Source organism: Acidomonas methanolica (assembly GCF_004346035.1).
Classification (GTDB): domain Bacteria; phylum Pseudomonadota; class Alphaproteobacteria; order Acetobacterales; family Acetobacteraceae; genus Acidomonas; species Acidomonas methanolica.
The window spans coordinates 64,299-89,595 of record NZ_SLZN01000006.1 but is presented as its reverse complement, the minus strand read 5'-3'; the positions used below and the strand labels follow the sequence as shown (position 1 = coordinate 89,595).

The following is a 25,297-nucleotide window of genomic DNA, read 5'->3' as shown; positions in this document are numbered from 1 at the left end:
GACTCTTATCGCGCGTTAGGAACAAACCATGAACATATAGCTACTGACGCCGCCAGCATCGGACGGATTCGAGATGACCACGAAAGGGAGCCCAGCCCGGAAGAAGCCCGCCCTGGAAGCGCTTCAGGCGACCATTGCCCGGCTCGAAGGACACAAAAGCCATAAACGCGCCGTCCTGCCATTCGGCGTGAAGGAGATCGACGCGAGGTTACCGGGTGGCGGCCTGGTCCTGGGCGCGCTTCATGAGGTGGCCGGTGGCGGGACTGACGCCCTCAACGCCACGGCTGCGGCCCTGTTCGCCGCAGGGATTGCCGGCCGGACCAGAGGCAAGGTGCTGTGGATCGTCACCCGGCAGGACATCTTCGCGCCGGCTCTCGATCAGGCCGGACTGGCCGCTCGCCGGGTCATCCACGTTGAAGCATCCTCGGACAACGACGCCCTGGCCTGCTTCGAGGAAGGTCTGCGACATGGCGGGCTGGGGTCCGTGGTCGCCGAGGTCGGGCGACTGACGATGACGGCCTCGCGGCGCTTGCAGATCGCGGCCGAGGGAACCGGGACCATCGGCCTGGCTGTCCGGAGATGGCGCCGCCAGACGGAAGCCGCCGATTTCGGACAGCCGACAGCCAGCACCACACGCTGGCGGGTCTCTGTCCTGCCATCCGCGCCGCTTCCCGTGCCCGGCGTGGAGCGGCCCCGGTGGATGCTGGAATTGCTGCGCGCGCGATCGGGGGAATGCGCGGATTTCGAGGTGGAGGGGTGCGATGCCAACGGGAGGATCGAATCGTGTGGTGTCGCTCTACCTGCCTCTGTGGCCGACGGAGCGCATCAGGAAGAAGCTGGGCAACGCCGCGCCTGAGACACCGCTGGCCCTGGCCGGCCGGGAAGGCAGCCGTCGCGTCGTCATGTCCGCCGACCTTGCCGCCCGCAAGATCGGGGTGACGCCCGGCATTCCGGTTGCCAAGGCCCAGGCGCTCTATCCCGATCTGACCATCATGGATGCCGACCCCGACGGCGACCGAGCCGGGCTGGAGGCTCTGGCTCTCTGGTTCCAGCGGCGGATCGCGCCGATCGTGGCCGTGGACGCATCCGGCGGACTGCCTGATGGCATCGTAATGGACACGACCGGCACGGATCATCTCCATGGTGGCGAGCCGGCGATGCTGGACGCCGTGGTCCGTCGCCTGGCTGACTCAGGCTTTACCGCCAAGGTCACGATCGCCGGAACCTGGGGTGCCGCTCATGCCCTGGCCAGATATGGACGTGGCCGGATCATCATCGTGCCCGACGGAGGCATCCCCGACACGCTCTCCAACCTGCCGATCGAGGCATTGCGGCTTCCGGCTGCCGTCATCGAAGGATTGCGGACGCTGGGTATCTCCCGGATCGGCAAGCTGGCCGCCATGCCGCGCGCGCCGCTGACCTTGCGGTTCGGGCCGGAACTGGAACGCCGTCTGGACCAGGCTTATGGGCGCATCGCCGAACCGATCCTGGCCGTGCGCCCGGTCGATCCGGTTTCTGTGGCGCGCAACTTCGCCGAACCCATCGGCGCGGCCGAGACCATTGCCCGCTATATCGGCAAGCTGGTTCCCGTCCTGTGTGAAGGGCTGGATGCCAGGGGCGACGGCATACGGCTGCTCGACCTCCTGTTGCACCGGTTGGACAGCCAAACCCAGACGATCCGGATCGCCACGGCCCGGCCGGCAAGGGACGCGAAGCATCTGACGCGCCTGCTGTGCGAGAAGATCGAGACGATCGATCCGGGCTATGGCATTGAGCGCATGGAACTGGTCGCCGTCCTGGCCGAGCCGATGGAGGTCAGGCAGCGGGTTTCCTCGCTGATCGAAGAGGAAGAAGCCGACATCTCCGGCCTGATCGACACGCTGGCCAATCGCGTCGGTGGGGAATCGCTCTACCGGTTTGCCCCTGTGGAGAGCGACATTCCCGAGCGGTCGGTCTGCCGGGTGCCGGCACTGGCTCCGGATGACGGCGCCACCTGGCCGGTCGGATGGCCACGACCGACCCGGCTGCTTTCCCGGCCGGAACCTGTCCAGGCCATGGCCGAATTGCCGGACCAGCCGCCGATCTTCTTTATCTGGCGCGGTATCCGGCATCGCGTGCGCTGCGCCGACGGGCCTGAGCGCGTCTTCGGCGAATGGTGGAAGGGTGATACGGAACTGACGATCGCGCGGGATTATTTCCGGATCGAGGACACGGCCGGCGACCGATTCTGGGTCTTCCGCGAGGGTGATGGCGAACATGGAGAAACCGGCTCGCAGAGATGGTTCATGCACGGGCTGTTCGCATGACCCGCTATGCCGAGCTTCAGGTCACCAGCTATTTCTCGTTCCTGCGGGGCGTGTCTGCGCCTGCCGAACTGTTTGCCCAGGCCAAACGTCTCGGACTTTCCGCCATCGGGATCACCGACCGCAACACACTGGCCGGCATCGTCCAGGCCCACATCGCCGCGAAAGATACCGGCATGCGGCTGGTGGTCGGATGCCGGCTCGACCTCGCCGACTTTCCGCCGGTCCTGGTCTATCCGATGGACCGCGCCGCCTATGGCCGCTTATGTCGGCTGCTGTCGATCGGCAAGGCGCGCGCCGGCAAGGGGAAATGCCTGCTGAACTGGGCCGATCTGGCCGAGTGGGGCGACGGACTTCAGGCCGTGCTGGTGCCGGATGTCGCCGGCGAGGACTGCGCCCTGCATCTGCGGAAGCTGCGGGATGCCTTCGGGGACCGGGCCTATATGGCACTGACCCTGCGCCGCCGGCCGAATGATCAGATGCGGCTCTATGAATTGGCGAATATGGCCCATGCGCGCCGGGTGAAGACCGTCGTCACCAATGACGTGCTGTTCGATATCCATGACCGCCGCATTCTCCAGGATGTCGTCACCTGTGTTCGGCATAATACGACCATAGACCGGGCTGGCTTCGTCCGTGAGCGTCATGCCGATCGCTATCTCAAGCCGCCCCAGGAAATCGCGCGCCTGTTCTCGCGATATCCCGAAGCGATCGACCGGAGCATGGAGATCGTCGAACGCTGCCGGTTCAGCCTCGACGATCTAGCGTATCAATATCCCGATGAAATCACGACGCCGGGCCAGACACCCCAGGAAGCACTGGAAGCCCTGACGTGGGAAGGTGCGAGAGCCTTCTATACGGATGGCATCCCCGAGGACGTGGCTGAAATTCTCCGCCATGAACTGGCGCTGATCGGGCGCATGTCCTACGCGCCCTACTTCCTGACGGTGAACAGCATCGTTCGCGAGTCGAGGCGGCGGGGCATTCTGTGCCAGGGTCGCGGATCGGCGGCCAATAGCGCTGTCTGTTTCGTGCTGGGCATCACGGCGATCGACCCGTCGCGGACGACATTGCTGTTCGAGCGGTTCATCTCGGAAGAGCGGGGCGAGCCGCCGGACATCGACGTGGATTTCGAGCATGCCCGTCGCGAGGAAATCATCCAGTGGATCTATGACCATTACGGTCGCACCCGCGCGGCACTGACCGCCGTGGTCACCCGGTATCGGGCCAAGGGGGCTCTCCGTGATGTGGGCAAGGTGATGGGGCTGCCGGAAGACCTGATCACCCTGCTGTCGAAACAGATATGGGGCTGGTCGCGCGAGGTCGATGCGGAGAAATTCGCCGAGACCGGAATCGACCTGACTGACCGGCGTATCCGTCTGACGCTCGATCTGGCGCGTGCCCTGATTGGCGTGCCGCGTCATCTGTCCCAGCATCCGGGCGGCTTCGTGCTGACCCATGACCGGCTGGACGAACTGGTGCCGATCGAACCGGCGGCGATGGAGAATCGCCAGACCATCGAGTGGGACAAGGACGACATCGACGCGCTGAAATTCATGAAGGTTGATGTGCTGGCGCTTGGCATGCTGACCTGCATGAAGAAGGGACTGGACCTGCTCGCCGAACACAAGGGGCAGCGCTTCACGCTCCAGACCATTCCGGCCGAAGACCCGCGGACCTACGCCATGATCCGCAAGGCAGACACGATCGGCGTGTTCCAGATCGAGAGCCGGGCGCAAATGTCGATGCTGCCGCGCCTGAAGCCCCGGACCTATTATGACCTGGTGATCGAGGTCGCCATCGTCCGTCCCGGACCGATCCAGGGCGATATGGTTCATCCGTATCTGCGCCGGCGGGAGGGCCTGGAGCAGCCCGATTACCCGACCCCGGAACTGGAGGAAGTCCTGAAGCGGACCCTCGGCGTGCCGCTTTTTCAGGAACAGGTCATGCAGGTGGCCATGGTATGTGCCGGGTTCACGGCGGCCGAGGCCGATCAACTCAGGCGTGCGATGGCGACCTTCAAGAACACCGGGACGGTCTCGAAATTCCAGACCCGCCTGCTCGAAGGCATGAGGGAGAACGGATATCCGGAGGAATTCGCCGAGCGTATCTACCAGCAGCTTGAGGGCTTCGGCTCCTATGGCTTCCCGGAGAGCCATGCCGCGTCATTCGCCATCCTGGCCTATTCGTCATCGTGGATGAAATGCCGCCATCCGGACGTGTTCCTGGCCTCATTGCTGAACAGCCAGCCGATGGGCTTCTACGCGCCGGCCCAACTCGTCCGCGACGCCCAGGCGCATGGGGTGGAAGTCCGGCCTATCTGTGTGAACCGGTCACGCTGGGAGGCCATCCTTGAAGGGCCGGAACGGGCGAACGGCCTGTTTGCGGTGCGGCTCGGGATGAACCTGGTGAAGGGACTGGCCAATGAGGATGCCGCGCGGATCGTGGCGGCCCGTGGGAATCGGCCCTTCGTGTCGATAGACGATCTGTGGCGACGATCCGGCGTGAAGGCCGCTGCCCTGACCCACCTGGCCGAGGCGGATGCGTTTCGTGCGGGGTTCGGGCTGGCACGGCGTGAGGCTCTGTGGGCGATCAAGGCGCTACGGGATGAACCGTTGCCCTTGTTCGCGGCTGCGGAGATCGTCCGGGAAGCAAAGGAACCGGATGTCCTGCTCCAGCCCATGCGGGCCGGCGCCGAGGTGGCACGGGACTATAACCGTATCGGCCTGACCCTGCGGGACCATCCGGTTGCCTTTCTGCGGGATGATCTGAGGCGCGATGACATCCTGTCGTGCCGGGACGCAATCAATGCCAGGGATGGCAAGCGGCTGACGGCAGCCGGAATCGTCCTGGTGCGTCAGCGTCCGGGTTCTTCAAAAGGCGTGGTTTTTATGACGCTGGAGGACGAGACGGCGACGCTGAATGTCATCATTTGGGCAGACACCTTCGAGAAATTCCGGCCGGTGGTCCTGTCCGCCAGCATGGTGGCTGTGAAGGGGAGGCTTCAGAAGGAGGGCGAGGTGATTCATCTGATCGCTCTGGAGATCATCGACCAGTCGGGACTACTCGCCGATGTTGGAAACCGCTCAAATGGTGGCACCCCAAGCGACAGACATCACCCGGATGACGTCATCATAGTTCGATCGCGGAATTTCCATTGATGTGCGATGTCCAGAGTGTTGTGCCGCATTTCCATGATTGTAAGAGGCGTGCATCGGTTATCGGAAATCTGCGTCATGGCCTCTCTGCTAGACCCTTGATCGCCCAGTGAAGCAGATCAAGCAGTCGTTCACCTTCCTCCTCCGAGAGATGCGTATGGCTCCGGGCGTTGATGACCGCCACGGCTGCCGCAACCTCCGGCAACCTGACAGACATTAATGGCGATAGCGATATCGTCGTGCTTCTGCGATCGTTCGGATCCGGCTTGCGTTCGATCAGCCCGTCCCGTTCCATTCGTGAAAGGGTCTTCGCCATCGTGGATTGCTCGACGGCCGCGAGGTTCACCAGTTCACGCTGGCTCCGTGTCTTGCCGTCCGCCAACGCGAAGATCACCGGTAGCTGACCGGACATGAGGCCAAAGGGCCGCAGTGCTTCATCCATCTCACGAGCAAAAAGCCGGGCGGCCCAGTTGACCATATAGCCAAGGGAGTCGGTTCGGGACGGCCATTTATATGGCTTGCTATCTTCTTTCATGGCTTGCTATGTAAAAGACCTTCTCTTCAGGAAGCAAGGATCATATCATGCCAACGCTTCTCCGCCGTCTCCATCGTGTGACAGGAAAGCCTGTCGATCCTTTGTATTGGCAGTTTCATGACTGCCTCGGTCGTCGCAGAACTCTATGGCGACGCCTCGATTATCAGCACAGTCAAGCGTGCGATCCTCTGGGGATTATTGGTCCTGGTCCCATGTCTCGCCACAACGGGGCTTTCGGGCTATCGCGCGACAAGTGGGGCTCCGCGTGGTCTGGCACTCGTGAAACTCCGCCGTATGCGGATCATCGGCCTCAACGGGATTTGCGTTCTCGTACCGTGTGCGCTGTTTCTGGCCGCCCGCGCGGCGGCATCACGATTCGGTTGGCCATTCTACAGTATACAGGCGCTCGAACTTCTGGCCGGCTCTATCAATCTTACTCTTCTGGTCCTGAATTTCAGGGATGGTCTGCGCCTTGCTCGACGGCAATAAGCGCAGAGTACCGATGTGAGCCGCGCACACCGACAATAACGATTGATACGAATTGACGGCGCGATCAGGACCGCAAAACAAGTGTGTGTCTCCGCTAAGGCCATCACAGATTCAGCCTCGCGGTGGACACCATGTGGACACCACACCCCAAAACGACGAAAGCCGCCTTGCGGCGGCTTCCTCGTATCCGTCTGATTTTCCTTGGAAAATCTGGAGCGGGCGATGGGAATCGAAAACCGCTTCTAACAGATTGAATGCAATGAGGATCTTCACTCACCAGAGCATAGATTTAGACTAGCTTATGGACTAATTCGCCTGCTTTGGCAACGAACGTCAATTGTGACGGATCGCTCCCCTGCGCGTCCGCGCCAAGCCATTGAGTGGGTCCGGAGCCGAAAACGGAACCATCATGCCATTAAGTTCCTCGGTATTAACGCCGTTCGGAAGCTGCATTCGATGCTCCAGGGACGGCCGCAATCGATCCTTCGGGCAGCGGGCTGGCAACCAAGCGGCACGCAACCGCCGATGCAATCGACCTTCCGCTTTGCGTTCACCTAACGCCTAGACACCATGACTACCGGCCGCGGGCCGAAGCTCTCCTCTTCGGTTTGCAAGGCGCCCCTCATGTCATCGCCGGCATCACTTACAACGCCAGCCTGCTCCGCGCCCTTATGGGCTTCGTCCGCATCGTCCGTGTCATGATCTGGTTCCGTTGAATGCAAACAGGGCCCAGTCGTCCGGAAGTGAAGATATATAAATATTAATTTAATGAATTGACGAAGTTTAACAGCCAGAATGGTTACTTTTTTAACAGTATCTTTACCACTTTTTAGATTATTTGAACAAACCTCTGATTAATCGATGAATATCCTTCAATATACTGCATCGCGATGTGTTATTCTAGCAGGTCGAGTTCGCCACGTTCAGGTTTCCTCCGTAAACGGCCCGCACACGCTGGATTAGTGTTGATTCCAACAATCGCCGTGCTCCCCTCCTGCCACACCGATCTTCGCCGAGGTTATGTCGACCATAAGCGGGACCATCGACCATTGAAGGTCAAACAACCAGGACGCCTAACCTCGCCGCGAAGGGAGAGTAATGACCCAGGAGAGGTTTTGTATGAAAACCCGTCAACTTAAATACTATCTGACCGTCGCCGATGAACTGAATTTCTCGCGCGCGTCGGAAAAGCTCAATATCGAGGCATCGCCACTTTCGCGTGCAATCGGCGATCTGGAATCCTATTTCGGAGTTCCGTTCCTTCATCGACGCAAGGGTCGAATCCGGCTCACGATTGCGGGCCAGGTTTTTCGCGAGGAAGCCCAGCACATCCTAGATTACATTGAGAGCGTAAAGCACAAAGTCATTTCCGCGAACAAGGGATTTCGGAGTCAATTACGTATCGGTCTCACCGACGGTCTCGTCCAACCGCGCATAGCACGTCTCCTCGCGCTCTGCCGCGAAGAAGAACCTCAGACCGCGATTCGTATTGCCACCATGGATGTTCGCCAAATGCTCGACGCGCTTGAGCGAGGGCATCTCGATGCAGCCTTCACGCTCGATGGCGAGGCAACAGGTTCCTATACCAAAGCAGTCGCATGGACGGAACGACCTGCCGTCGCGCTTCCAATCCGACATCCACTGCTCGCCCGCGAGACGATCTACCTGCGGGACACCAAGCCGTATTCCTTCCTTGTCTGTCATCCCGAGACATGGTCGGGCGGACATTATCTTCTTCGCAAATGGTTCGCCGAAACGTCTTCATCGCTTCCCCGAGAGGCCGTTACCGCATCGGGTCACGACACCCTGATGATGCTGGTCGGAGCAGGCTATGGACTCGGTGCGTGCCTTGAAAGTCGAGCATTGACCCAGCCCCACCCGGACGTCGTGTTTCGTCCGCTAGGAGACACCGTCTCCCCGGCCGAAATCCTTCTGGTGTTCAAGGAACCTTCTCCGTCGCCTAGCCTGGAGCGTTTCATCGAGCGCGCCCTTCGCTCGGTCGACAGTCCTGTCGAATGATCGGCGGGCAAGACAAGGCGCTACTCCCTTTTTGACATTCCGTATTGGCAAAAAACGTCGTTTCTGACTTCCGGAACGGGGCGACTTCCTAAGCCGCGCGCCTCGTTCCGGGCATTTGACGATGACGTGGGTGCATCCTTCTCTGTATAATCCAAATAATAACCCTCAAAAGAAAAGCGAGATATATAAAACTTTCTACATTTTATTAATAATTAATATGATTCCATACAATATAAACATCAATTATTGATTACACATATGAGACTATAATAATTCCCATAATAAATAATGAAAAATTACTTCCATGAACTCCATCCGCGCAGAACAAAATAATGCTAGACGTTCCCGCAGGATTCTACTTGGGAAAACCAAAAAACAGGCTCACCGAAAGCCGTTTTTTTATCCTTGGTCGTTGATCGCATTGCACGATGTGACCGACCGACTCAACAGACGCTTTATTGGTCTCTTCCAACCAGCATAGTCATTCTGGTCCGGATTCCGTCTGCCTGAACCTCTTCCGGGTCAGACCGAGACATGGCGAATAGGGTCGTCTCCGCATCCGCATTGACGAATGCGCTTCTCCTCGATGCGGCCTGATTAAAATCACACGGGAGTTCCACTAAGCGTCAAGGAAGGATCGTAACGTGCATCAGACAGCGTTTCCGTCCGAGCGTCGTGTTCTCAGGCGATCGGAAGTCGAGGTCAAGACCGGCTTCAAGAGAGCCCATATCTACAAGCTGGTCAAAGCGGGCACATTTCCCAAACCCATCCGCATCGGCATCCGTGCTGTCGGCTGGGATTCGGACGAGATCGACCGCTGGATCACCGCGCGTCTCCAGGAACGATCCTGACGCAGCTCCTCCCAACCTTTTCCAGGAGCGTGTCATGCACAGTATCTGCATCGTATCGACCAAAGGTGGCGTCGGAAAGACGACGATGGCCGCCAATCTCGGCGGCTTCGCAGCCGACGCGGGCCTGCGTGTCCTGCTGCTCGACCTCGATGCCCAACCCACACTCTCATCATATTATCCTCTCGGTCGACGCGCTGCCGGCGGCGTTTATGAACTCCTGGCCCATAACGAGTGCGCGCTGGAGAAGCTGGTCTCGCATACGGTCATACACGGCCTGGACATCGTGCTTTCCAACGACCCCAACCACCAGTTGGATACGCTGCTGCTGCATGCACCTGATGGACGGCTGCGGCTGCGCAACCTGCTGCCGATATTCCGGCCATATTACGACCTGCTGCTGATCGACACGCAGGGGGCGCGCAGCGTCGTGCTGGAGATGGCCCTGCTGGCCTCGGACCTGGCCGTCTCACCCGTGACGCCGGAAATCCTGGCGGCGCGGGAGCTGCGCCGCGGCACCCTGCAACTGGTCGCGGACCTGGCGCCGTTTCGACGTCTCGGGATCGAACCTCCGCCGCTTCACCTTCTGATCAACCGCGTCCCGGCGATCTCGACCACGGCCCGCCTCGTCGGCGAGGGCCTGCGACTGATTTTCCCGGATGATCCGCACGCCGCCATCCATCTCATGGACGCCGAAGTCCCCTCGATCGAATCGATTGCGCGCGCGGCCACGCAAGGTCTTCCCGCGCATAGGGTCGAGTACCGCCGCCCGTCGGGACGGCTTGCCCCGTCTGCTCTCGAAGTCATGCGGGAAGTCGCGACCGAGCTATGCCCGCAATGGCAGGAGCGTTTCGCGCTGGTCACCGGACGAGCACAGGGAGGATCTGTCGATGCCGAACGCGCGTGATCTCGCTCGCGGTCACAAACGGCTGCTGCCGCTGATCGAATATGCCCTGAACACAGGATGGACGGTGCATCGGACCGCCGGAGGTCACCTGAAATTCGTCAAGGAGGGACTCCCCCCGATTTTTACCGCTTCCACCGCCAGCGATCACCGCTCAGGCCGGAACGCCCGTGCGATGCTTCGTCGAGCCCAGCGGCACTCCGCGCAACATTGCGAGAAGGGAACGCGCCATGGCTAATCCATCCGCGGAAGATATGGCCGCCAGGCTGCTCAGTGAGGGCTTTCGTCATGCGGGGCCTTCCGTGGAAAACCTCAGTGACCCGATTACCGACACCCCCATGGTCGTCACACTCGACCAGTTGCGCCCCTATGAACTCGACCCGCGCATCACCCGTAATCCGCTCTACGACGATATCAAGACCTCCATTCGCGAGCGGGGTCTCGATGCGCCGCCGCCGATCACCCGTCGACCGGGTGCGGGGCATTACATCATTCGCAATGGCGGAAATACGCGGCTCGCCATTCTCCGCGATCTCTGGGCGGAAACCCGGGACGAGCGATTCTATCGCATCGCTTGCCTTTTTCGACCCTGGCCCCAGCGGGGCGAGATCCTCTCACTCACCGGGCACCTCGCGGAGAACGAACTTCACGGCGGACTGACCTTCATCGAGCGGGCCCTTGGCGTTGCCAAGGCGCGTGAACTGTATGAGGAGGAGACCGGCAGGACATTGACGCAATCGGACCTGGCGCGGCGCCTTCGGACAGACGGTTATCCAGTCCCCCAGCCTCACATCAGCCGGATGCAGGAGGCGATCCAGTACCTTCTGCCTGCCATTCCGAATGTGCTCTATGCGGGTCTTGGCCGACACCAGGTCGAGCAGCTGACGTCGTTGCGTCGGTCGGCGTCAAGATGCTGGGACAGCCGGCAAACCTCTCCAACGGGCACCACGGATTTTCCGACACTCTTCCAGGACGTGCTTTCTGCGTTCGATGTGGACCCCGGTCAGTTCTCGGCGCAGCGCGTACAGGACGAACTGGTGGGTCAGATGGCGGATCTGCTGGGCGAGAATTACGATACCCTCGCGCTTGAGATCGTTGATTCGGATCGCCGGTGGCAGGCGCTTACCACCGAAACGACCGCCCCGCCCCAACCACCATCACAGATACTGTCACCGTCAACGCCTGCGGTCTCTCACCCGCCGGTTCTTCCGCCCCGCATCCCGGCGTCCGCTCGTGACGTTACCCCAACGGCGGATTCCCTGCCGACGGAGGGCGACGATGACCTCCCGCTCGGTGATCTCCCTGCCACGAGAAGAGATGATTATGTGGTCTCGCCGGTTCGGAGCAGTGACCGGCTCGACACCATCCAGCGTCTGGTCGCCGAACACACCGGCGAGACCCACGCTGATTTCGAGAGCACGGTCCTGCAAGCCATCCCCGTTCGTGCAGGCGGCCTCTACCCGATCTCGGACGTCTGGCACATCGAACCCGACCTGGATACGCCCGAGCAGCTACGCAGCCATATCGCGCAATTCGCCCGTGAAATCGCACACGAAGCAGGTCTCGACGACGAGAGTGTTTCACCCGACGATGCCGGCCTCGGTTTCGTCTGCCGGTACACGCCCGTCGCTGCGGGTGAACAGAGCGGTCCGACCGCGGCGCGGGCGGCCCGGTCTCTGCTCCACGCACTGAGCGGCACCGCGCCGGCATCGACATCCCCGGAGATGGTTTACGGCGATCTGAGGTTTCTGCTGATCGGAACGGCCATGCAGGATCACGAAAGCCGCAGACTGAGCGACGCGGGACTGGTCAAGCTGTTTCGCCTGATCCGGCTGGCGCGCCGACTGACCGACCTTGAACGGACGCCGGTCTCGGGCGCTGCCGCGATGCCCGATCGCTAGGATGCGCTCCGATGTCCGGCCCGCATCCTCTCAACCAGGCAGTCATCGCACAAGCCCTGCATGACCTGCGGAACGGGCAGCTACGCCGCGCCCGCTCAATGGGGTTTGATGCACAGGACCTGGACGCGCTCAAGAACCCGGCCATGGTCGCCATTCTGGCAAATGCTGCGATCTGCTGGTGTTCCGTCACGATCAATCGGGACGTCCTGAGACGTCTTCTGTCACAGATTCACAGCTTCGCCAAGGAAATCGAAGAGGTCGATCGCCTGCTGCGCCTTGGAGCCAGCACCGAGCTGATCACCAGATTCTTTGGATTGACGCACCAGGAAATCGCCCTGCGCCGCGACATTCTTGGCCTCCCGAAACGCAAAGGACGCCACCCCGTTCTGACCGAAGAGCAGGACGCAAACCTGTGGGAATTGTGGAGCGCCGCCATCAAGGAGCGAAAAATCGCCCTGACCGACGAGACGACCATGTTCGCGCTCGCGGCCGATCTTGCCGAGAGCACCGATCTTCCTCTCTCCGTCGTCTGGAGCGCCATTCGTGGATGGATCGATGAAGGCCAGATCTAGCCGTGAACCGCCCACGGCCACCACGCGGTTCCGAAGGGCTGGAGACCGTCCTCGATCATGCCGCAAGCCGTCTCCAGGCTGAACGCGCGGACGCATCGTCCCGGCAGTCCGCCTCCCGTGCGGATCGCCTGATCTTCTCCGGCAACCGTCATGATGCCGTGCCCAGGGCGCTCCTCCTCGATCGCCGCCTGACGCCCCTGGAGAGAAACGCCTGGCAGGTTTTTCGTCTCCTGCTCAACGACGACGGCATAACGGCTTTTCCCAGTTACGATGAACTCGCACCGTATCTCGCATCGCTCCCCGGTGCCGGTCGGGCATCCCATGAGACAGTCGCCCGCGCCCTGACGGCCATGCGGCTGACACGCTGGATCAGTCTCGCACGACGCCGCCGCGACCCGGCAACCGGCCGCGTCGTGGGCAACCTCTATGTCCTGCACGACGAACCCCTGACGCCCTACGAAGGGATTCAGCTCGACATGGACTATCTCGATCTTGTCGGCCGAAGTCTCACGCACGCCAGCAAATCACTGCAACAGATCGGCGCGCTGGTGCTGAAAGAGATCACCGAGGATGCCTGCCTGCACGATCAGATCCTGCCCACGCGCCTTCAGGCCATGGCACAGCGCATGGCGACGCAGGGCTCGACCCTGCGTCAGACTTATCCACAGGGTGGGGATAATCCTGATTCCGAAGACAGTGATCCGCACCGTCTTCGGAATCGTGCCTCTCTGTCTTCGGAATCCGAAGTCAGCCGGAAACGCCCGGAAAACGGCTCTCTTCGGATTCCGAAGACGGCCAGTACTGTACAAAAAGAAGATAATAGTAAAATACATACTGTACGGTCCGCGTCCGGCGCGTTGAACCTCCCGGAGCGGTTCGCCACACTCACGCACGACCAGCAGACTGGCGTCCTGGCCGCGTTGCGGGCGACCGACACCTCGGGGCATCAGGCTATTTTCGACGAATGGGATGCCCGGTGCCGGGCTGGCGTGGTCCGAAATCCCGCGGGATATCTGTTCGGGATCGTGCAGAAGGCTCTCCGCGGCGAATTTCGGGCATGGGCCGGACAACGGGAGGCAAAAGGCGGCGCCTCCGTCCGGGACTGGAAACACTCGGATCTGACATGAAACAGGAGGCTTCCAGTCAGATATGACTAGAAGGACAGGGCCAGATCCATCTGCTCGCTCATGAACGCCGGTTCGTAGTCGCGCGCCATGGCACCGGAGAGACCGACCTGGCGGAACATATCGCGCCATCCGTCCGAGATTCGGCGCGCCATCGTCCGGATCTCCATCCGCGCTTCAGGCTCGGGAATCTCGAAGAACGCGGAAGCTTCCAGGGCCAGCGCGATCGAGCGATCATGCGGACCGCCCTCCATGATCGCCGTCTCAAGATGCGGGTTGCGGTCGGGCGCGGGATTCACGTCGAAAACGGGCGACATCCGCCATCGACCGGCTCCCACATAGAGAAAACCATGATTTTTCAGATGATCGTCCTTGTTGGAGACGAGGATCGTGAAGATCAGGCGCCGATACAGTTCACGAAAATCCGCCATGGGATCGGAACACCACGACCGCATGAAATCAACGATTTCGGTATAGGAGCCGAGTTCCGCTCCGGTTTTGCCAAGGGCCGTGCGCGCCGAAATATAGGGAATCCGGCTGGCTCCCCGACGATCGAACCGCTGGATCAAAGCCACGGGAAAGGGCGTATGCGCCAGTTCCAGCCGCGCCCCGGGCGTCCGAAGTCCGCACGTCTCCGCCAGACGAAGCGTTGCAACCTCGACGCGCTCGATGGGCTGCTGGTCATGAACCGAGGTGAATTTCGCCAGCCAGAGCGTCTCGCCATCCCTGACATTCGCCTTGGGACGCGCGCCGCCGGAACCGCCGGCCCCGGCCAGGGCCTGCATGTCCCCGGCTGAAATCTCCTTGCCTTCCTCGTAGGCGCGAGCGATCGTCGTGATGGTTTCCAGGTCGACCAGCCTGGGGACAGAGTCCGTCGCCTTGCCCTGAATGACCTCACCCGCGCCGTCTAGGAAACGCATCGCCCCCTGCCGGCAGGCATCATCGGCCAGCGTCAGATACTCGAACTCGTTGAGGCCGTTGCCATAGGCCCGTTCCAGGAGCCTGCGCCCCCAACTGTCCGGGGCGGCATCGGCGAAAACGCCCGGCAAGGCGTCCCGCAGATGACCCGGTTGACCCGAGCAGTGAAACGGGCCGCCCTCAAGAGGCAGATCCGGCACTATGGCAAAGCCGCGCGGATTGTCGATCCAGGACTCCCCGTAGGCAAAGGTCGAGAACTGACGCGGCCCGACATGGGTGAAGCGCAGTTGGCCGACCGGCGTCAGGCTTTCTCCAAGTGCGACATGGGCGTGGAAATCGGCCATCAGAATGATACCCCTTCGGGGTCAACGACGTCCTGCCCTTTCTCCGGCCGAACCTTCTGCTTGCGGAGCCGCGCCGCGAAGGAACGTCCTCTGCGCGGTCCCTGTTCCGCCGCAAGCGCCAGCCCCAGATCGTCCTTGCGAAGGTCGATCAGGTCGGCGAGACGCTCAAGAAGGCCCAGAACAACCAGCACGTCGGCAAGAGTCCCGATGGCAACGCCGGGATCGCCGCGTTCGAGACGGGAGATCGAACTCGGCGAGGTTCCCGCGCGCGCGGCAAGATCCACGACCGCGATGCCACGCCGCAGACGCGCGCCTCGCACATCGTGCCCGAGCCGTTCAAGTGCCGTCTTGGCCTTCGGGGAACCCATATAACTCACCATATTTGACCGAAAGACAGATTATATGCGTCATATATGATGTGTTTGGCGAGAATTCAAGGACGTTGCGAGCCTTGGTAACCGGCACCTGTGGCACCCGATCCCGTCAGTTATACCCTGGGTATAATGTAACAGACAGCCTTCCAGACCGGGCTGCATGGGCCGCCGCCCCCGGTGGTCGCGCCCACGAGTGGCAAGCATGGCACGCCTGACGGCAGCAGCCGAAGGCCGCCTGACTCTTCGGCCCTCCGCACCGGACAGGAGGCCGATGGGGCGTCGTCGTCAATTATACCCAGGGTATAACGTAACACGCAGCCTTCCAGACCGCACTTCATGGGCCGCACCGCCGGCGGCCGCGCCCACGGGTGGCAGGCATGACACGCCTGACAGCAGCAGCCGAAGGCCGCCTGACTCTTCGTTCCTCCGCACCGGACAGGAGGCCGATGGGGCGTCGTCGCCAATTATACCCAGGGTATAACGCAACACGCAGCCTTCCGGACCGGACTTCATGGGTCGCACCCCCGCGCCCAACGCCTACGGGTGGCAGGCATGGCGCATCTGACGGTGGCATCCGACGCCAACCGGCTCTTCGGTTCTCCGCACCGGACAGGAGCCCGATGGAGCGTCGTCGCCAATTATACCCGGGGTATAACGCAACACGCAGCCTTCCGGGTCTCGCCACGGACACGCCGTTCGGGTCTATCCGGCCCCGCACCGATGCGGTTTGGCGACTGACAGCCTTCCCGATCGACCGGATGCTTGGGCGTCTTTTCCTTGCGAGGCGGTGCCGATGTCCAGTTCGACGGAAACCCTTCAGTTAAATCTTGGCTCATTGCGCAGCACGATGTCGCTGACGCTGCATACCCATCATGCTTCCCGCATCTGGCATGGCCGCGCGGCGTCCGACGGCAAGCCGGCCATCGTCGGCCTCAATGGCTACGTCGCCGTCATGAACCGGATGAAGCGCGGCGCCGAACAGGATGATCCCTACAGCGACTGGTGGATGCTGCGCATTGAAGAAAAGCTGAACACCACGAAGGACCAGCTTCACACGCTGCGCGAACAGGTCGACCAGGCGCTGGCCGGTCTGCCGTCCGCCCTGAGCGTCGGCGAGAATCTCAACGTGCAGCCGGTCAAGCTGCCCCTCTTCATCTCGTCGCAACTGGGGTTCATGGCGCTGTATCTGCTCGCCGATTACGATGAACTCGCCCGCAAGCTGATTCTTGCGCACCACACCGCGCTGATCGACCGCTCCACGCTCGAACGCTGGCTCAATGAGGGCGCACATGCGCTGCGCAGCCTGTTCAGCTTGGCCCAGCAATATCGCTATTCCGGCTGCTCGCGCGACGATTTCGTCTCGATGAACGCTGCCGGGCGCGCGGCGATCGAGAAGTTCGGCACTTTGCCGCAGGACGTGCTGGACGGCACACGCCGCTCGCGCTTCGCCCCGCCCGTGATCCGGCGTTCGGTTTCGTCTTCTTCGCCCCCGCGCCGCAGCGCCACCGCCGAACCGGCACCCGTGTCGCCGGACAGCGAACCCGAGCCCCCTTCCGAGGAGACATCAGACGACGCCGGCGACTCTTCTGCTGGCGAAGGCGGTGACGAATGACCGGCAGCCCCCACTTCATTCCGCTGGAACAGACAGACTTCCAGCGACTGGAACACGCAGCCTACCTAAAAGGCCTTTTACAACCTTTTAAAGGTAAGGGGTTGGAGACCTGGGCCAGCCAGTGCTCAGCCCTTCGGGACGACCTCATTACCCTGGCGCAGCGGCGAATTCTGGCGCAGACGAACCGCTACCCGTTTGCGCTCCTCAATGTGCAACTGGCCCAGCAACCCACTGGCGCAGGCACGACCTTCCTGCGCTGGCGCAACCGCGACCGTTCCCGGATGGGCGTGGCGCTGTGGCAGGCCCTGATCGCCGACCCGACAACGCCCGCGTCGCTCCTGGACGACCTCAAGGCGATGGAATGCCAGCGGATCGTCCTGAACATGCAGGTGAGCCTGCTCCATACCCTGGCGCGGCAGGCCGGGGACTGCGCCGACAAGCTCAGGGACACCGATCGGGTCTGTGCCGGTCGTATGCTGATGCAGCAGGGAGAGTCCATGCCATGACGCTCACCACGCCCTCGCCCTGGCTCGGCCGCACCCATATCGGTGACTGCCGCCTGTTGCTGCGCCAGATGGCCGACGACGGTGTGCGGGTCAACATGTGCGTGACCAGCCCGCCCTATTTCGGTCTGCGCCAGTATCTTCCACCCGATCATCCCGACAGCCACGCCGAGATCGGCACCGAAACAACACCGGCCGCTTTTATCGACAATCTCCTCGCCGTCTTTCGCGAGGTCCACAAGCTGCTGGCCGATGACGGCACCCTCTGGGTCAATATCGGCGACAGCTACGCCGGGACCGGGAAATCGGGCGGGGGCAGCCAGGGCCATCGTTGGGAGACATACGGCGCCCGGACACGCGGACCACGCGGTGGACGCTGGCAACCACCGCCCGAAGGCTTCAAGGGCAAGGATCTGATAGGCATCCCCTGGATGCTGGCGTTCGCACTGCGACAGGATGGCTGGTATCTGCGCCAGGACATCATCTGGGCCAAGCCGAACCCGATGCCCGAAAGTGTCACGGATCGCTGCACCCGCGCCCATGAATATCTGTTCCTCCTCAGCAAGGCGCGCCGCTACTATTTCGATCGGGAAGCGATTTCCGAGCCGTCTTCCGATCCTCGCGCGCCAGGCAATCTGCGGCCGGTCCGCCAGCCTCCCGGAGAACGCGCAACCGGCCCGAACGGCAATCTGCGCGGCAGGCTGCATCAGATCGGCGCGCGGCCCCGTCGCAACCGGCGCGATGTCTGGACCATCGCCGCCCAGCCTCTCAAAGGCGAGCATTTCGCCGTCTTTCCGGATGCCCTTGTCACGCCCTGCGTGCTGGCCGGCTCACGGATCGGCGACATCGTTCTCGATCCCTTCATAGGCAGCGGCCGCACCGCACGGGCGGCAACGCGCCTTCGACGTCGGTTCATCGGCTGCGAACTGAACCCGTCGTTTCTCGCCCTCCAGCACCTCCCATAGAGGGTCTGGTGTCCCCCACGTTTCATGACGGAGACAGCACAATGAGCACCCATTTCAGCGGTGAAGGGAATATTGGCTCACCCCCCGAATATCGCGAGTTTGCCAACGGCAACGACGAACCGCGCCGACTGCTGCGGCTGAATGTCTATTTCGACAATCCGGTGCCGAAAAAGGACGGGACCTTCGAGGACCGCGGCGGCTTCTGGGCCCCGGTGGAGATCTGGCATCGCGACACCGAACACTGGCAGGCGCTCTACCAGAAGGGCATGCGCGTGCTGGTGGAGGGGCGCACGGTGCGCGACGAGTGGGAAGACGCCGAAGAGAACGAACGGGTGACGTTCCGGATCGAGGCACGTCGTGTCGGCATCCTGCCGTATCGGATCGAAGCGGTGACGCTGAGCCCGAAGCCCGCGACCGAACGCTGACATTCTCGACAGGGGGGTGGCTGCGCCAGCGTTCCGTCACCCCTTCTTCGGCGACATGCGCCCAAATCCAGAGGCGTTGCGCCTCACAACCCGTAAAAATCCGGATCAGGCCCCACCTGACCTTCGACGGGCGCGGCAACAGCTTGCTCGAACGCCTCATCGACAGGCCCCACGACATCCTCGAGCCAGCTCCAATCCCGGGCGACCGGCTCCAGGACAATAGACGCCCCGTGCCGCCGAATCCTGACTTCGTCGGCATCCAGATGAAACGCCCTCGGCAGATGAACCACCTGAACGTCCGCCGACCGGAAAATCCTGACTGTCTCCATTCGCGCGTCTCCCGCCAAACAGGGTGAGAAATCTCCGATGATTATACCCTGCCACACCTGCTGGAGGTTACCCCACATTGGGCAAAGTCAGCAAAGCCCGGAAAACTGGCGGATTTCGTCCTGTCTTCCTCGCGTTTCTTCGTTCCGGGACAAGCGGATCGCGCGATTTGCGCGTTGTTTGCTGCCGCCAGCCTGCCAGCCGGGAATGATGATGATCGGTCGCTGAATGCCGACCATCCCGTTCATCCGGACCAGGAGGTTTCATGCGCGTCTATCTGTGCGAGAAGCCATCCCAGGGAAAGGACATCGCCCGCGTGCTGGGCGCCAGACAGCGCGGGTCCGGCTGCTACAACGGCTCCGGCGTCGTGGTTACCTGGTGCATCGGACATCTGGTCGAAGCCGCGCAGCCCGAATCCTACGATGAGGGGTATAAACGCTGGACTCTCGAACAGTTGCCCATCATTCCCGAGCAGTGGCACGTCGAGGCCAAGCCTTCGACCGCGCCACAACTCAAAATCGTAAAGCAACTCGTCGGCAAGGCCGCCGAAATCATCATCGCCACGGACGCCGATCGCGAAGGCGAAATGATCGCGCGCGAGATCCTCGATCTCTGCGGTTATCGCGGTCCGATCCAGCGGCTGTGGCTCTCCGCCCTCAACGATGCGTCCATCCGCAAGGCCCTGGGCGCGCTCAAACCATCAGCGGAGACCCTGCCACTCTACTACTCGGCCCTGGCACGCTCGCGTGCCGACTGGTTGATCGGAATGAATCTGAGCCGGCTCTTCACGCTGCTGGGCCGGCAGTCCGGCTACAGGGGCGTGCTCTCGGTTGGACGCGTGCAGACCCCCACCCTCAAGCTCGTCGTCGATCGCGATCGCGAGATCGCCCGTTTCATGTCCGTGCCCTACTGGACCATCGGCATCACCCTCTCCACGGGCGGGCAGTCTTTCGTCGCAAGCTGGATGCCACCCCGTAGCTGCACGGACGATGCCGGCCGCTGTCTGCAACAGTCCGTCGCGCAGAACGCCGAACAGCGGATGCGTGGCGCCGGTACAGCCCTGGTCCGGTCTGTCGACACCGAGCGCGTGCGCGAGGGCGCACCGCTGCCCTTCGACCTCGGCACGCTTCAGGAAGTCTGCTCCCGACAGCTCGGGCTCGATGTGCAGGAAACCCTGGATATCGCGCAGGCCCTTTATGAGACCCACAAGGCAACGACCTATCCCCGTTCCGATTCAGGCTATCTCCCGGAAAGCATGCTGGCCGAGGTGCCGACAGTGCTCGACAGTCTGCTGAAAACCGATCCCGGTCTGCGTCCGCTCCTCGACCAGCTCGACCGTACCCAGCGTTCGCGCGCCTGGGACGACAGCAAGGTCAGCGCGCACCACGGCATCATCCCCACGCTCGAACCGGTCGATCTCACCGCCCTGAACCAGAAGGAGCTGGCCGTCTACAGGCTGATCCGCGCGCATTATCTGGCACAGTTCCTGCCGGCGCATGAATTCGATCGCACCACGGTGCAGCTGACATGCGCCGATCAGGAGTTGCAGGCCATCGGCAAGCTGGTCGCGATCGTCGGCTGGCGTGCGGTGCTCGCCGCCCCGAAGACCGAGGAGGACGAAGGCGCCGCTCCTTCGCGGAGTCAGACCCTGCCAGCCTTGCACGCGGGTGTATCATGCACTGTCGGCGCCGTGGATCTGAAGGCGATGAAGACGCTGCCGCCCAAGCCCTACACGCAGGGCGAACTCGTCAAGGCCATGAAGGGCGTCGCGAAACTGGTCACCGATCCGCGCCTGAAGCAGAAGCTGAAGGACACAACCGGCATCGGCACCGAGGCCACGCGGGCCGGGATCATCAGCGGCCTGGTCGGTCGGGGTTACCTGGTCAAGAAAGGACGTGCGGTTTGCGCCTCCGAGGCCGCCTTCACGCTCATTGACGCGGTGCCCGCCGCCATCGTCGATCCCGCGACGACAGCCATCTGGGAACAGGCCCTCGACATGATCGAGGGCGGTCAGATGACGCTCGACGACTTCCTCGCACGACAATCGGCCTGGGTCGGCCAACTCGTCCAGCACTATCGCGGCACGAAGCTTGCCATTACCCTGCCACCGACGCCGGCCTGCCCGAAATGCGGCGCGCCGACACGGGAGCGCATGAGCAAGACCGGCGCGTTCTGGTCATGCAGCCGTTATCCCGAGTGTACCGGTACGCTCCCGGCCGAGACTGGTCCCGCGAAACGTGGTGGGGCCGGCAAACGCCGTTAGGGCCTCCTATGTCCTGAAGGTCGCCCTGGCGCACACTCACCGCATGCCCGGCGTCCGCCCGCATCGCGACCAGTTCCCACTATGCGTCATGCCGCTCGCCCCGACGGCATGGCTCTGGTCCCGCTCATAAACAGCGGGATCTCCAGCGCGCACCGCCCTCCCATCATGACAGCGCGCCCCGCGAGCCGCCCATGGCGCGGGTTGGAGGGCCACATTCTTCGCGACGCATCCCGCGTCTTCACTTCTCTCCTGTATTTCCGTCCTCCCGGAAGGGTCCCCCGATCCCTGGTTCTGCCTTTGGACCAGAGACCGGGCGACCCTTCCGGTCGACGGTATTCGATGCCGGTGCCCGCCGGTGAAACAACGGGCTCCTTTTGTGCGCGGATGTGCGCCAGCGAATGCCGGTCCCAGCCACGAAACGGACCGGGTGCGATTGCTGCTCCAGCGGAAGGCCCTGACGACAGCCTGATCTGGTTCAGCCCACGGGTGGTCTCGTTCTCCACAGCCCGACCTCTTTTCGGAGGTCGCGCACCTTTCTCCTGCTTTTCCGCCACCCGAACACGAGACACCCCCCATGCATCATCACTCTTTGACCGCACCCGCCTTGCAGTACGGCAGCGTGTGCAGCGGCGTCGAGGCCGCCAGCCTCGCCTGGCAACCGCTCGGGCTGAAACCCGCCTGGTTCGCCGAAATCGAGCCGTTCCCGAGCGCGGTGCTCGCCCATCACCACCCTGATGTCCCGAATCTCGGAGACATGACCATGCTGGCGCCACGCATCCGTGCCGGCAGCGTGACCGCGCCAGACATTCTGGTCGGCGGTACACCGTGCCAAGCATTCAGCGTCGCCGGATACCGCCAGGGGCTGGCCGATCCGCGTGGCGCCCTTACCCTTGCCTATGTGGACCTTGCCGATGCCATCGATCAAATCCGGACTGAATCCCGTCTCCCGACGTCCACGCTCGTCTGGGAAAACGTCCCCGGCGTTCTCAGCACCCGCGACAACGCCTTCGGCCATTTCCTGGGCGCACTGGCCGGAGAAGACCATGCGCTCGAACCGCCAGGGGGCAAATGGACGCACGCTGGTCATGTGTCTGGTCCCCGCCGCCGCATCGCCTGGCGCCTGCTCGACGCCCAACATTTCGGCGTGGCCCAACGGCGCCGTCGCGTGTTTCTTGTGGCAAGTGGTCGAGACGACCTCGATCCCGCCACGGTACTTTTTGAGTCCGACGGCGTGTTCGGGAATCCTTCGCCGGGCTGCACGCCGTGGGAAGACGCTGCCGCCACTCCTGCATCACGTCCTGATGTCCCAGGCAACTATGGACCCGTAAGGGGCCCATACGACCCGATGACCCTCTCCTTCGGGGGCGGCAACACGGGCGGTCCCATCGACGTTGCCGCCTGCCTCACGGCAGCCGCCGGCCCGAAGAACGACTTCGAGGTCGAGACCTTCATGGTGCAGTCCGTCACCGGAACCGTCACTCACGCATTGAACACGGCCAATGGCGGCAAGGGCAGCAGCGAGGACCGGACCGGCAGGGGCGTTCCGATCATCGCTTTCACCGCGCAGGGGTCAGGCGCTGATGCCACGGTGGAGCGGACACCCCCGCTACGGGCAGGGGGCCACCGCAGCGGACACGCGAATGCAGGCGTGATACCCGCTATCGCGTTCGCGCAGAACTCCCGGAACGAACTGAGGCTGGAATCCGGGCATGGGCAGCTTGTCGGCGCGCTCTCCACCGGCGGCGGCAAGCCCGGCCAGGGATGCCCCATGGTGGTCAGCCTATCCCTGCGCGGGCGCGATGACGGCGTGAGCGCCGAACCGGGCGGCCCGATTTCACCGGCATTGCGGGCGTCCCGCGGAGGCAGCGACAAGGGGCATGTCATCGCGCCCGTCTATAGCGCATCGTTCCTGTATACGGCCGATCCAGACGCGCCGCCCTGGTCGCGCTGGCTGGTGCGTCGCCTGATGCCGATCGAATGCGAACGTCTCCAAGGGATGCCCGACAACTATACCCTCGTACCCTATCGCGGCAAACCGGCCGCCGACGCGCCACGCTACAAGGCGATTGGCAATTCCATGGCGGTGCCGTGCATGGCGTGGCTGGGACGCCGGCTCATCGCGGGGCTCGATTGCCGGGAAGCAGGCACAGCGCATTGACGCGCGACATCCGGATCGACCCGATCGATCCTTTCTGCTGCATGCGCTGACCTGTCAGCCATCGCCAGCAGTCACGGTCTTCAGGCTGCGCTGCGGAGTCTTCCGCGTCCGACCACCTCGTCCGCATCGCATCATGTCGCGGACGCGCGCCCACAGGGCGTCGATGCACCCTTTCCCATCGCGCTCCGGCGCTCACCCCACCCAGCGTCGATCCAGTCTCCATGCGCTTTCACGCGCGGCAACTGGTCATGCGCCTTTCAATCCTCGCGCGACCAACGCGCCCAACGCAACCCTTAATCTCAGCTTCGACGACAAAGGCAGACTGTCCACCATTCACTGATTTTTTCCTGTCCAACCCCGTGGGGAACATGCGTCCCCGTGCGGGAGCGTGTTCCTCGCTCTCATTCTTCAAGGAGCGATCATGTCCCCAATACCCTCCATCGCCGTAGCTCTGGAAGGCGGCATCGTCCTGGCAGTCGTTTTGCAGGACTGGCCCAGCCACATCCCTCATCCCAGGATCGTCGTGGTCGATTACGACATCGACGGCGCGGATCAAGCCGAGATCAAGGTCATCCCTACGGGAGACGGTTTCACCGAAGCCCTCTGCTACAGCGAGCAGGCCGTCATCTACGAAAACGCCCCGGGCGCCATATCGCCGGACGCGATCATCAACACGCTGACCCTGTCCGCCGACAGGACGGACTGAACCGACCTTCATTCCATCACCGATACCGCATGGTTTCGGTTTTCCTCACGGATGACGTCCACTTCCAGGACGAACACCACCCCCTCTTACAAAGGAGCCAGTCATGGCCAATAATTATTACGACGCCACCGGCGTTCTCTTCCTCGATCGGGTAACGCCCGTCATTCACGCCCTGTTCGGTCCCTATGCTCTCGATCCATCCCATCCAGGCGGCGGGCGCATCTACATCGCCCGCATTTCCGAGACGAACGATCCACTATGGGAGCACGTCGCGGAAGGACTGAAAGATCTCGCCGTCGAGCTTGATCTGGCGGTCCCCGCGAGCGACGGAGACCTGTCGATCGAGCCTCTGCTCCGTCTTCTCGCCACGCACTTCAAATCCGACGACAACGAGGACCTTGAGACCCTCATCGAGCGGCACGGTTTCGAGGACACCGCCGATCTCGACGCCCTGTTCCTCCTGGCGACATGTTTCGACGATGGTCACAACCTGACCGCGATTTCCTTCGAGGGCTGCTGGCATCGTAGCAAACCTCGTCTTTACGAGTTCGGCGGCGATGGGGAATTCATCAGTCGGGAAGTCTGTCTTTTCGGCTCGTCCAGCGAAATCCTCACGCTCGCGTCCGGCCTGCGACAGGCAGTTCTGGATCAGCAGATCGAAGCCGCGACGGATTTGATCCTCCGCGAGATCCTGAATCGGCTCAATGGAATCCAGGACGCCGGTTTCCGTACGCAACTCCACCAACGTCTGGCTGACCGGCTTTTCGATCAGACCTGATCAATCGCTTTTCCTTAACCCGCTGGGGTCCGATCCCGGCGTGGGAGGACTCCAGCCTTCCTGCTTCCGGA

At 62.4% G+C, this 25,297-nt stretch carries 23 protein-coding genes; 18 read left to right on the top strand and 5 right to left on the bottom strand.

What is annotated here, in order from left to right; translation table 11 throughout:
- Positions 1–73: 73 nt before the first annotated feature.
- From EDC31_RS06825 to EDC31_RS06815, 3 genes are read left to right on the top strand one after another with little or no spacing between them, the layout of a single operon-like run.
- Positions 74–856: an ImuA family protein gene (locus EDC31_RS06825; RefSeq protein ID WP_018308150.1), complete on the top strand. Its 783-nt coding sequence runs from the start codon at positions 74–76 to the stop codon at positions 854–856.
- On the top strand, positions 786–2,306 hold the full coding sequence (locus EDC31_RS06820) for a DUF6504 family protein (protein WP_010668702.1): 1,521 nt from the start codon (positions 786–788) through the stop codon (positions 2,304–2,306). Before EDC31_RS06825 ends, EDC31_RS06820 begins: the two co-directional genes overlap by 71 nt.
- Positions 2,303–5,464, top strand: coding sequence for an error-prone DNA polymerase (locus EDC31_RS06815; protein WP_026200119.1), 3,162 nt, complete (start codon positions 2,303–2,305; stop codon positions 5,462–5,464). The genes EDC31_RS06820 and EDC31_RS06815 overlap by 4 nt, the downstream gene beginning before the upstream one ends.
- 73 nt (positions 5,465–5,537) lie before the next feature.
- Here the strand turns inward: EDC31_RS06815 and EDC31_RS06810 are convergent, their stop codons facing one another.
- Positions 5,538–5,996, bottom strand: a complete 459-nt coding sequence (locus EDC31_RS06810) for a MarR family winged helix-turn-helix transcriptional regulator (protein WP_010668704.1) — start codon at positions 5,994–5,996, stop codon at positions 5,538–5,540.
- Between the two features lie 117 nt (positions 5,997–6,113).
- Here EDC31_RS06810 and EDC31_RS06805 point away from each other — a divergent pair, with 117 nt between their 5' ends.
- The 7 genes from EDC31_RS06805 to EDC31_RS18060 all read left to right on the top strand — a co-directional run bounded on the left by EDC31_RS06805 (position 6,114) and on the right by EDC31_RS18060 (position 13,856).
- Positions 6,114–6,485 carry a hypothetical protein gene (locus EDC31_RS06805; protein WP_010668705.1) on the top strand — a complete coding sequence of 124 codons (372 nt, stop codon included), beginning with the start codon at positions 6,114–6,116 and terminating at the stop codon, positions 6,483–6,485.
- Between the two features lie 1,119 nt (positions 6,486–7,604).
- Positions 7,605–8,504: a LysR family transcriptional regulator gene (locus EDC31_RS06800; RefSeq protein ID WP_042059085.1), complete on the top strand. Its 900-nt coding sequence runs from the start codon at positions 7,605–7,607 to the stop codon at positions 8,502–8,504.
- A 644-nt stretch (positions 8,505–9,148) separates the two neighbouring features.
- Entirely contained in the window at positions 9,149–9,355 is a 207-nt protein-coding gene (locus EDC31_RS06795) for an AlpA family transcriptional regulator (protein WP_042059083.1), read from the top strand.
- 34 nt (positions 9,356–9,389) lie between these two features.
- Positions 9,390–10,259, top strand: a complete 870-nt coding sequence (locus tag EDC31_RS06790) for a ParA family protein (RefSeq protein WP_042059081.1) — start codon at positions 9,390–9,392, stop codon at positions 10,257–10,259.
- Between the two features lie 227 nt (positions 10,260–10,486).
- Entirely contained in the window at positions 10,487–12,157 is a 1,671-nt protein-coding gene (locus EDC31_RS06780; RefSeq protein WP_042059078.1) for a ParB family protein, read from the top strand.
- A gap of 11 nt (positions 12,158–12,168) precedes the next feature.
- A complete protein-coding gene (locus tag EDC31_RS06775) occupies positions 12,169–12,729 on the top strand; it encodes a DUF2857 domain-containing protein (RefSeq protein ID WP_042059077.1) in 561 nt (186 codons plus the stop codon).
- Positions 12,730–12,731: 2 nt separating this feature from the next.
- Positions 12,732–13,856, top strand: a complete 1,125-nt coding sequence (locus EDC31_RS18060; RefSeq protein ID WP_052511940.1) for an STY4528 family pathogenicity island replication protein — start codon at positions 12,732–12,734, stop codon at positions 13,854–13,856.
- A 26-nt stretch (positions 13,857–13,882) separates the two neighbouring features.
- Here EDC31_RS18060 and EDC31_RS06760 read toward each other — a convergent pair whose 3' ends face one another.
- Positions 13,883–15,115 carry a type II toxin-antitoxin system HipA family toxin gene (locus EDC31_RS06760; protein WP_042059075.1) on the bottom strand — a complete coding sequence of 411 codons (1,233 nt, stop codon included), beginning with the start codon at positions 15,113–15,115 and terminating at the stop codon, positions 13,883–13,885.
- Entirely contained in the window at positions 15,115–15,483 is a 369-nt protein-coding gene (locus EDC31_RS06755) for a helix-turn-helix domain-containing protein (protein ID WP_042059123.1), read from the bottom strand. The genes EDC31_RS06760 and EDC31_RS06755 overlap by 1 nt, the downstream gene beginning before the upstream one ends.
- 799 nt (positions 15,484–16,282) lie before the next feature.
- Between EDC31_RS06755 and EDC31_RS06750 the strand changes: the two genes are divergently transcribed.
- From EDC31_RS06750 to EDC31_RS06735, 4 genes are read left to right on the top strand one after another with little or no spacing between them, the layout of a single operon-like run.
- On the top strand, positions 16,283–17,101 hold the full coding sequence (locus EDC31_RS06750; RefSeq protein WP_042059072.1) for a PFL_4669 family integrating conjugative element protein: 819 nt from the start codon (positions 16,283–16,285) through the stop codon (positions 17,099–17,101).
- Positions 17,098–17,607 carry a DUF3158 family protein gene (locus tag EDC31_RS06745; RefSeq protein WP_042059070.1) on the top strand — a complete coding sequence of 170 codons (510 nt, stop codon included), beginning with the start codon at positions 17,098–17,100 and terminating at the stop codon, positions 17,605–17,607. The genes EDC31_RS06750 and EDC31_RS06745 overlap by 4 nt, the downstream gene beginning before the upstream one ends.
- Positions 17,604–18,569: a DNA-methyltransferase gene (locus tag EDC31_RS06740; protein ID WP_042059067.1), complete on the top strand. Its 966-nt coding sequence runs from the start codon at positions 17,604–17,606 to the stop codon at positions 18,567–18,569. Before EDC31_RS06745 ends, EDC31_RS06740 begins: the two co-directional genes overlap by 4 nt.
- A 41-nt stretch (positions 18,570–18,610) precedes the next feature.
- On the top strand, positions 18,611–18,994 hold the full coding sequence (locus EDC31_RS06735; protein WP_042059065.1) for a single-stranded DNA-binding protein: 384 nt from the start codon (positions 18,611–18,613) through the stop codon (positions 18,992–18,994).
- A gap of 83 nt (positions 18,995–19,077) precedes the next feature.
- Here the strand turns inward: EDC31_RS06735 and EDC31_RS06730 are convergent, their stop codons facing one another.
- Complete coding sequence (locus EDC31_RS06730; RefSeq protein ID WP_042059064.1) at positions 19,078–19,323, bottom strand: antitoxin; 246 nt, start codon at positions 19,321–19,323, stop codon at positions 19,078–19,080.
- An 87-nt stretch (positions 19,324–19,410) separates the two neighbouring features.
- On the bottom strand, positions 19,411–19,560 hold the full coding sequence (locus EDC31_RS17665) for a hypothetical protein (RefSeq protein ID WP_158310325.1): 150 nt from the start codon (positions 19,558–19,560) through the stop codon (positions 19,411–19,413).
- Positions 19,561–19,586: 26 nt separating this feature from the next.
- On the opposite strand from EDC31_RS17665, the gene EDC31_RS06725 reads away from it, so the two are divergent.
- From EDC31_RS06725 to EDC31_RS06710, 4 genes are all read left to right on the top strand, one after another.
- A complete protein-coding gene (locus EDC31_RS06725; protein WP_042059062.1) occupies positions 19,587–21,584 on the top strand; it encodes a DNA topoisomerase III in 1,998 nt (665 codons plus the stop codon).
- A gap of 574 nt (positions 21,585–22,158) precedes the next feature.
- Positions 22,159–23,742, top strand: a complete 1,584-nt coding sequence (locus tag EDC31_RS06720; protein WP_042059060.1) for a DNA cytosine methyltransferase — start codon at positions 22,159–22,161, stop codon at positions 23,740–23,742.
- Positions 23,743–24,163: 421 nt separating this feature from the next.
- Entirely contained in the window at positions 24,164–24,448 is a 285-nt protein-coding gene (locus EDC31_RS06715) for a hypothetical protein (protein ID WP_132126966.1), read from the top strand.
- A gap of 103 nt (positions 24,449–24,551) precedes the next feature.
- Positions 24,552–25,226 (top strand): hypothetical protein, encoded by a 675-nt coding sequence (locus EDC31_RS06710; protein ID WP_042059058.1) that lies wholly within the window; start codon positions 24,552–24,554, stop codon positions 25,224–25,226.
- The last annotated feature ends 71 nt before the right edge of the window (positions 25,227–25,297 follow it).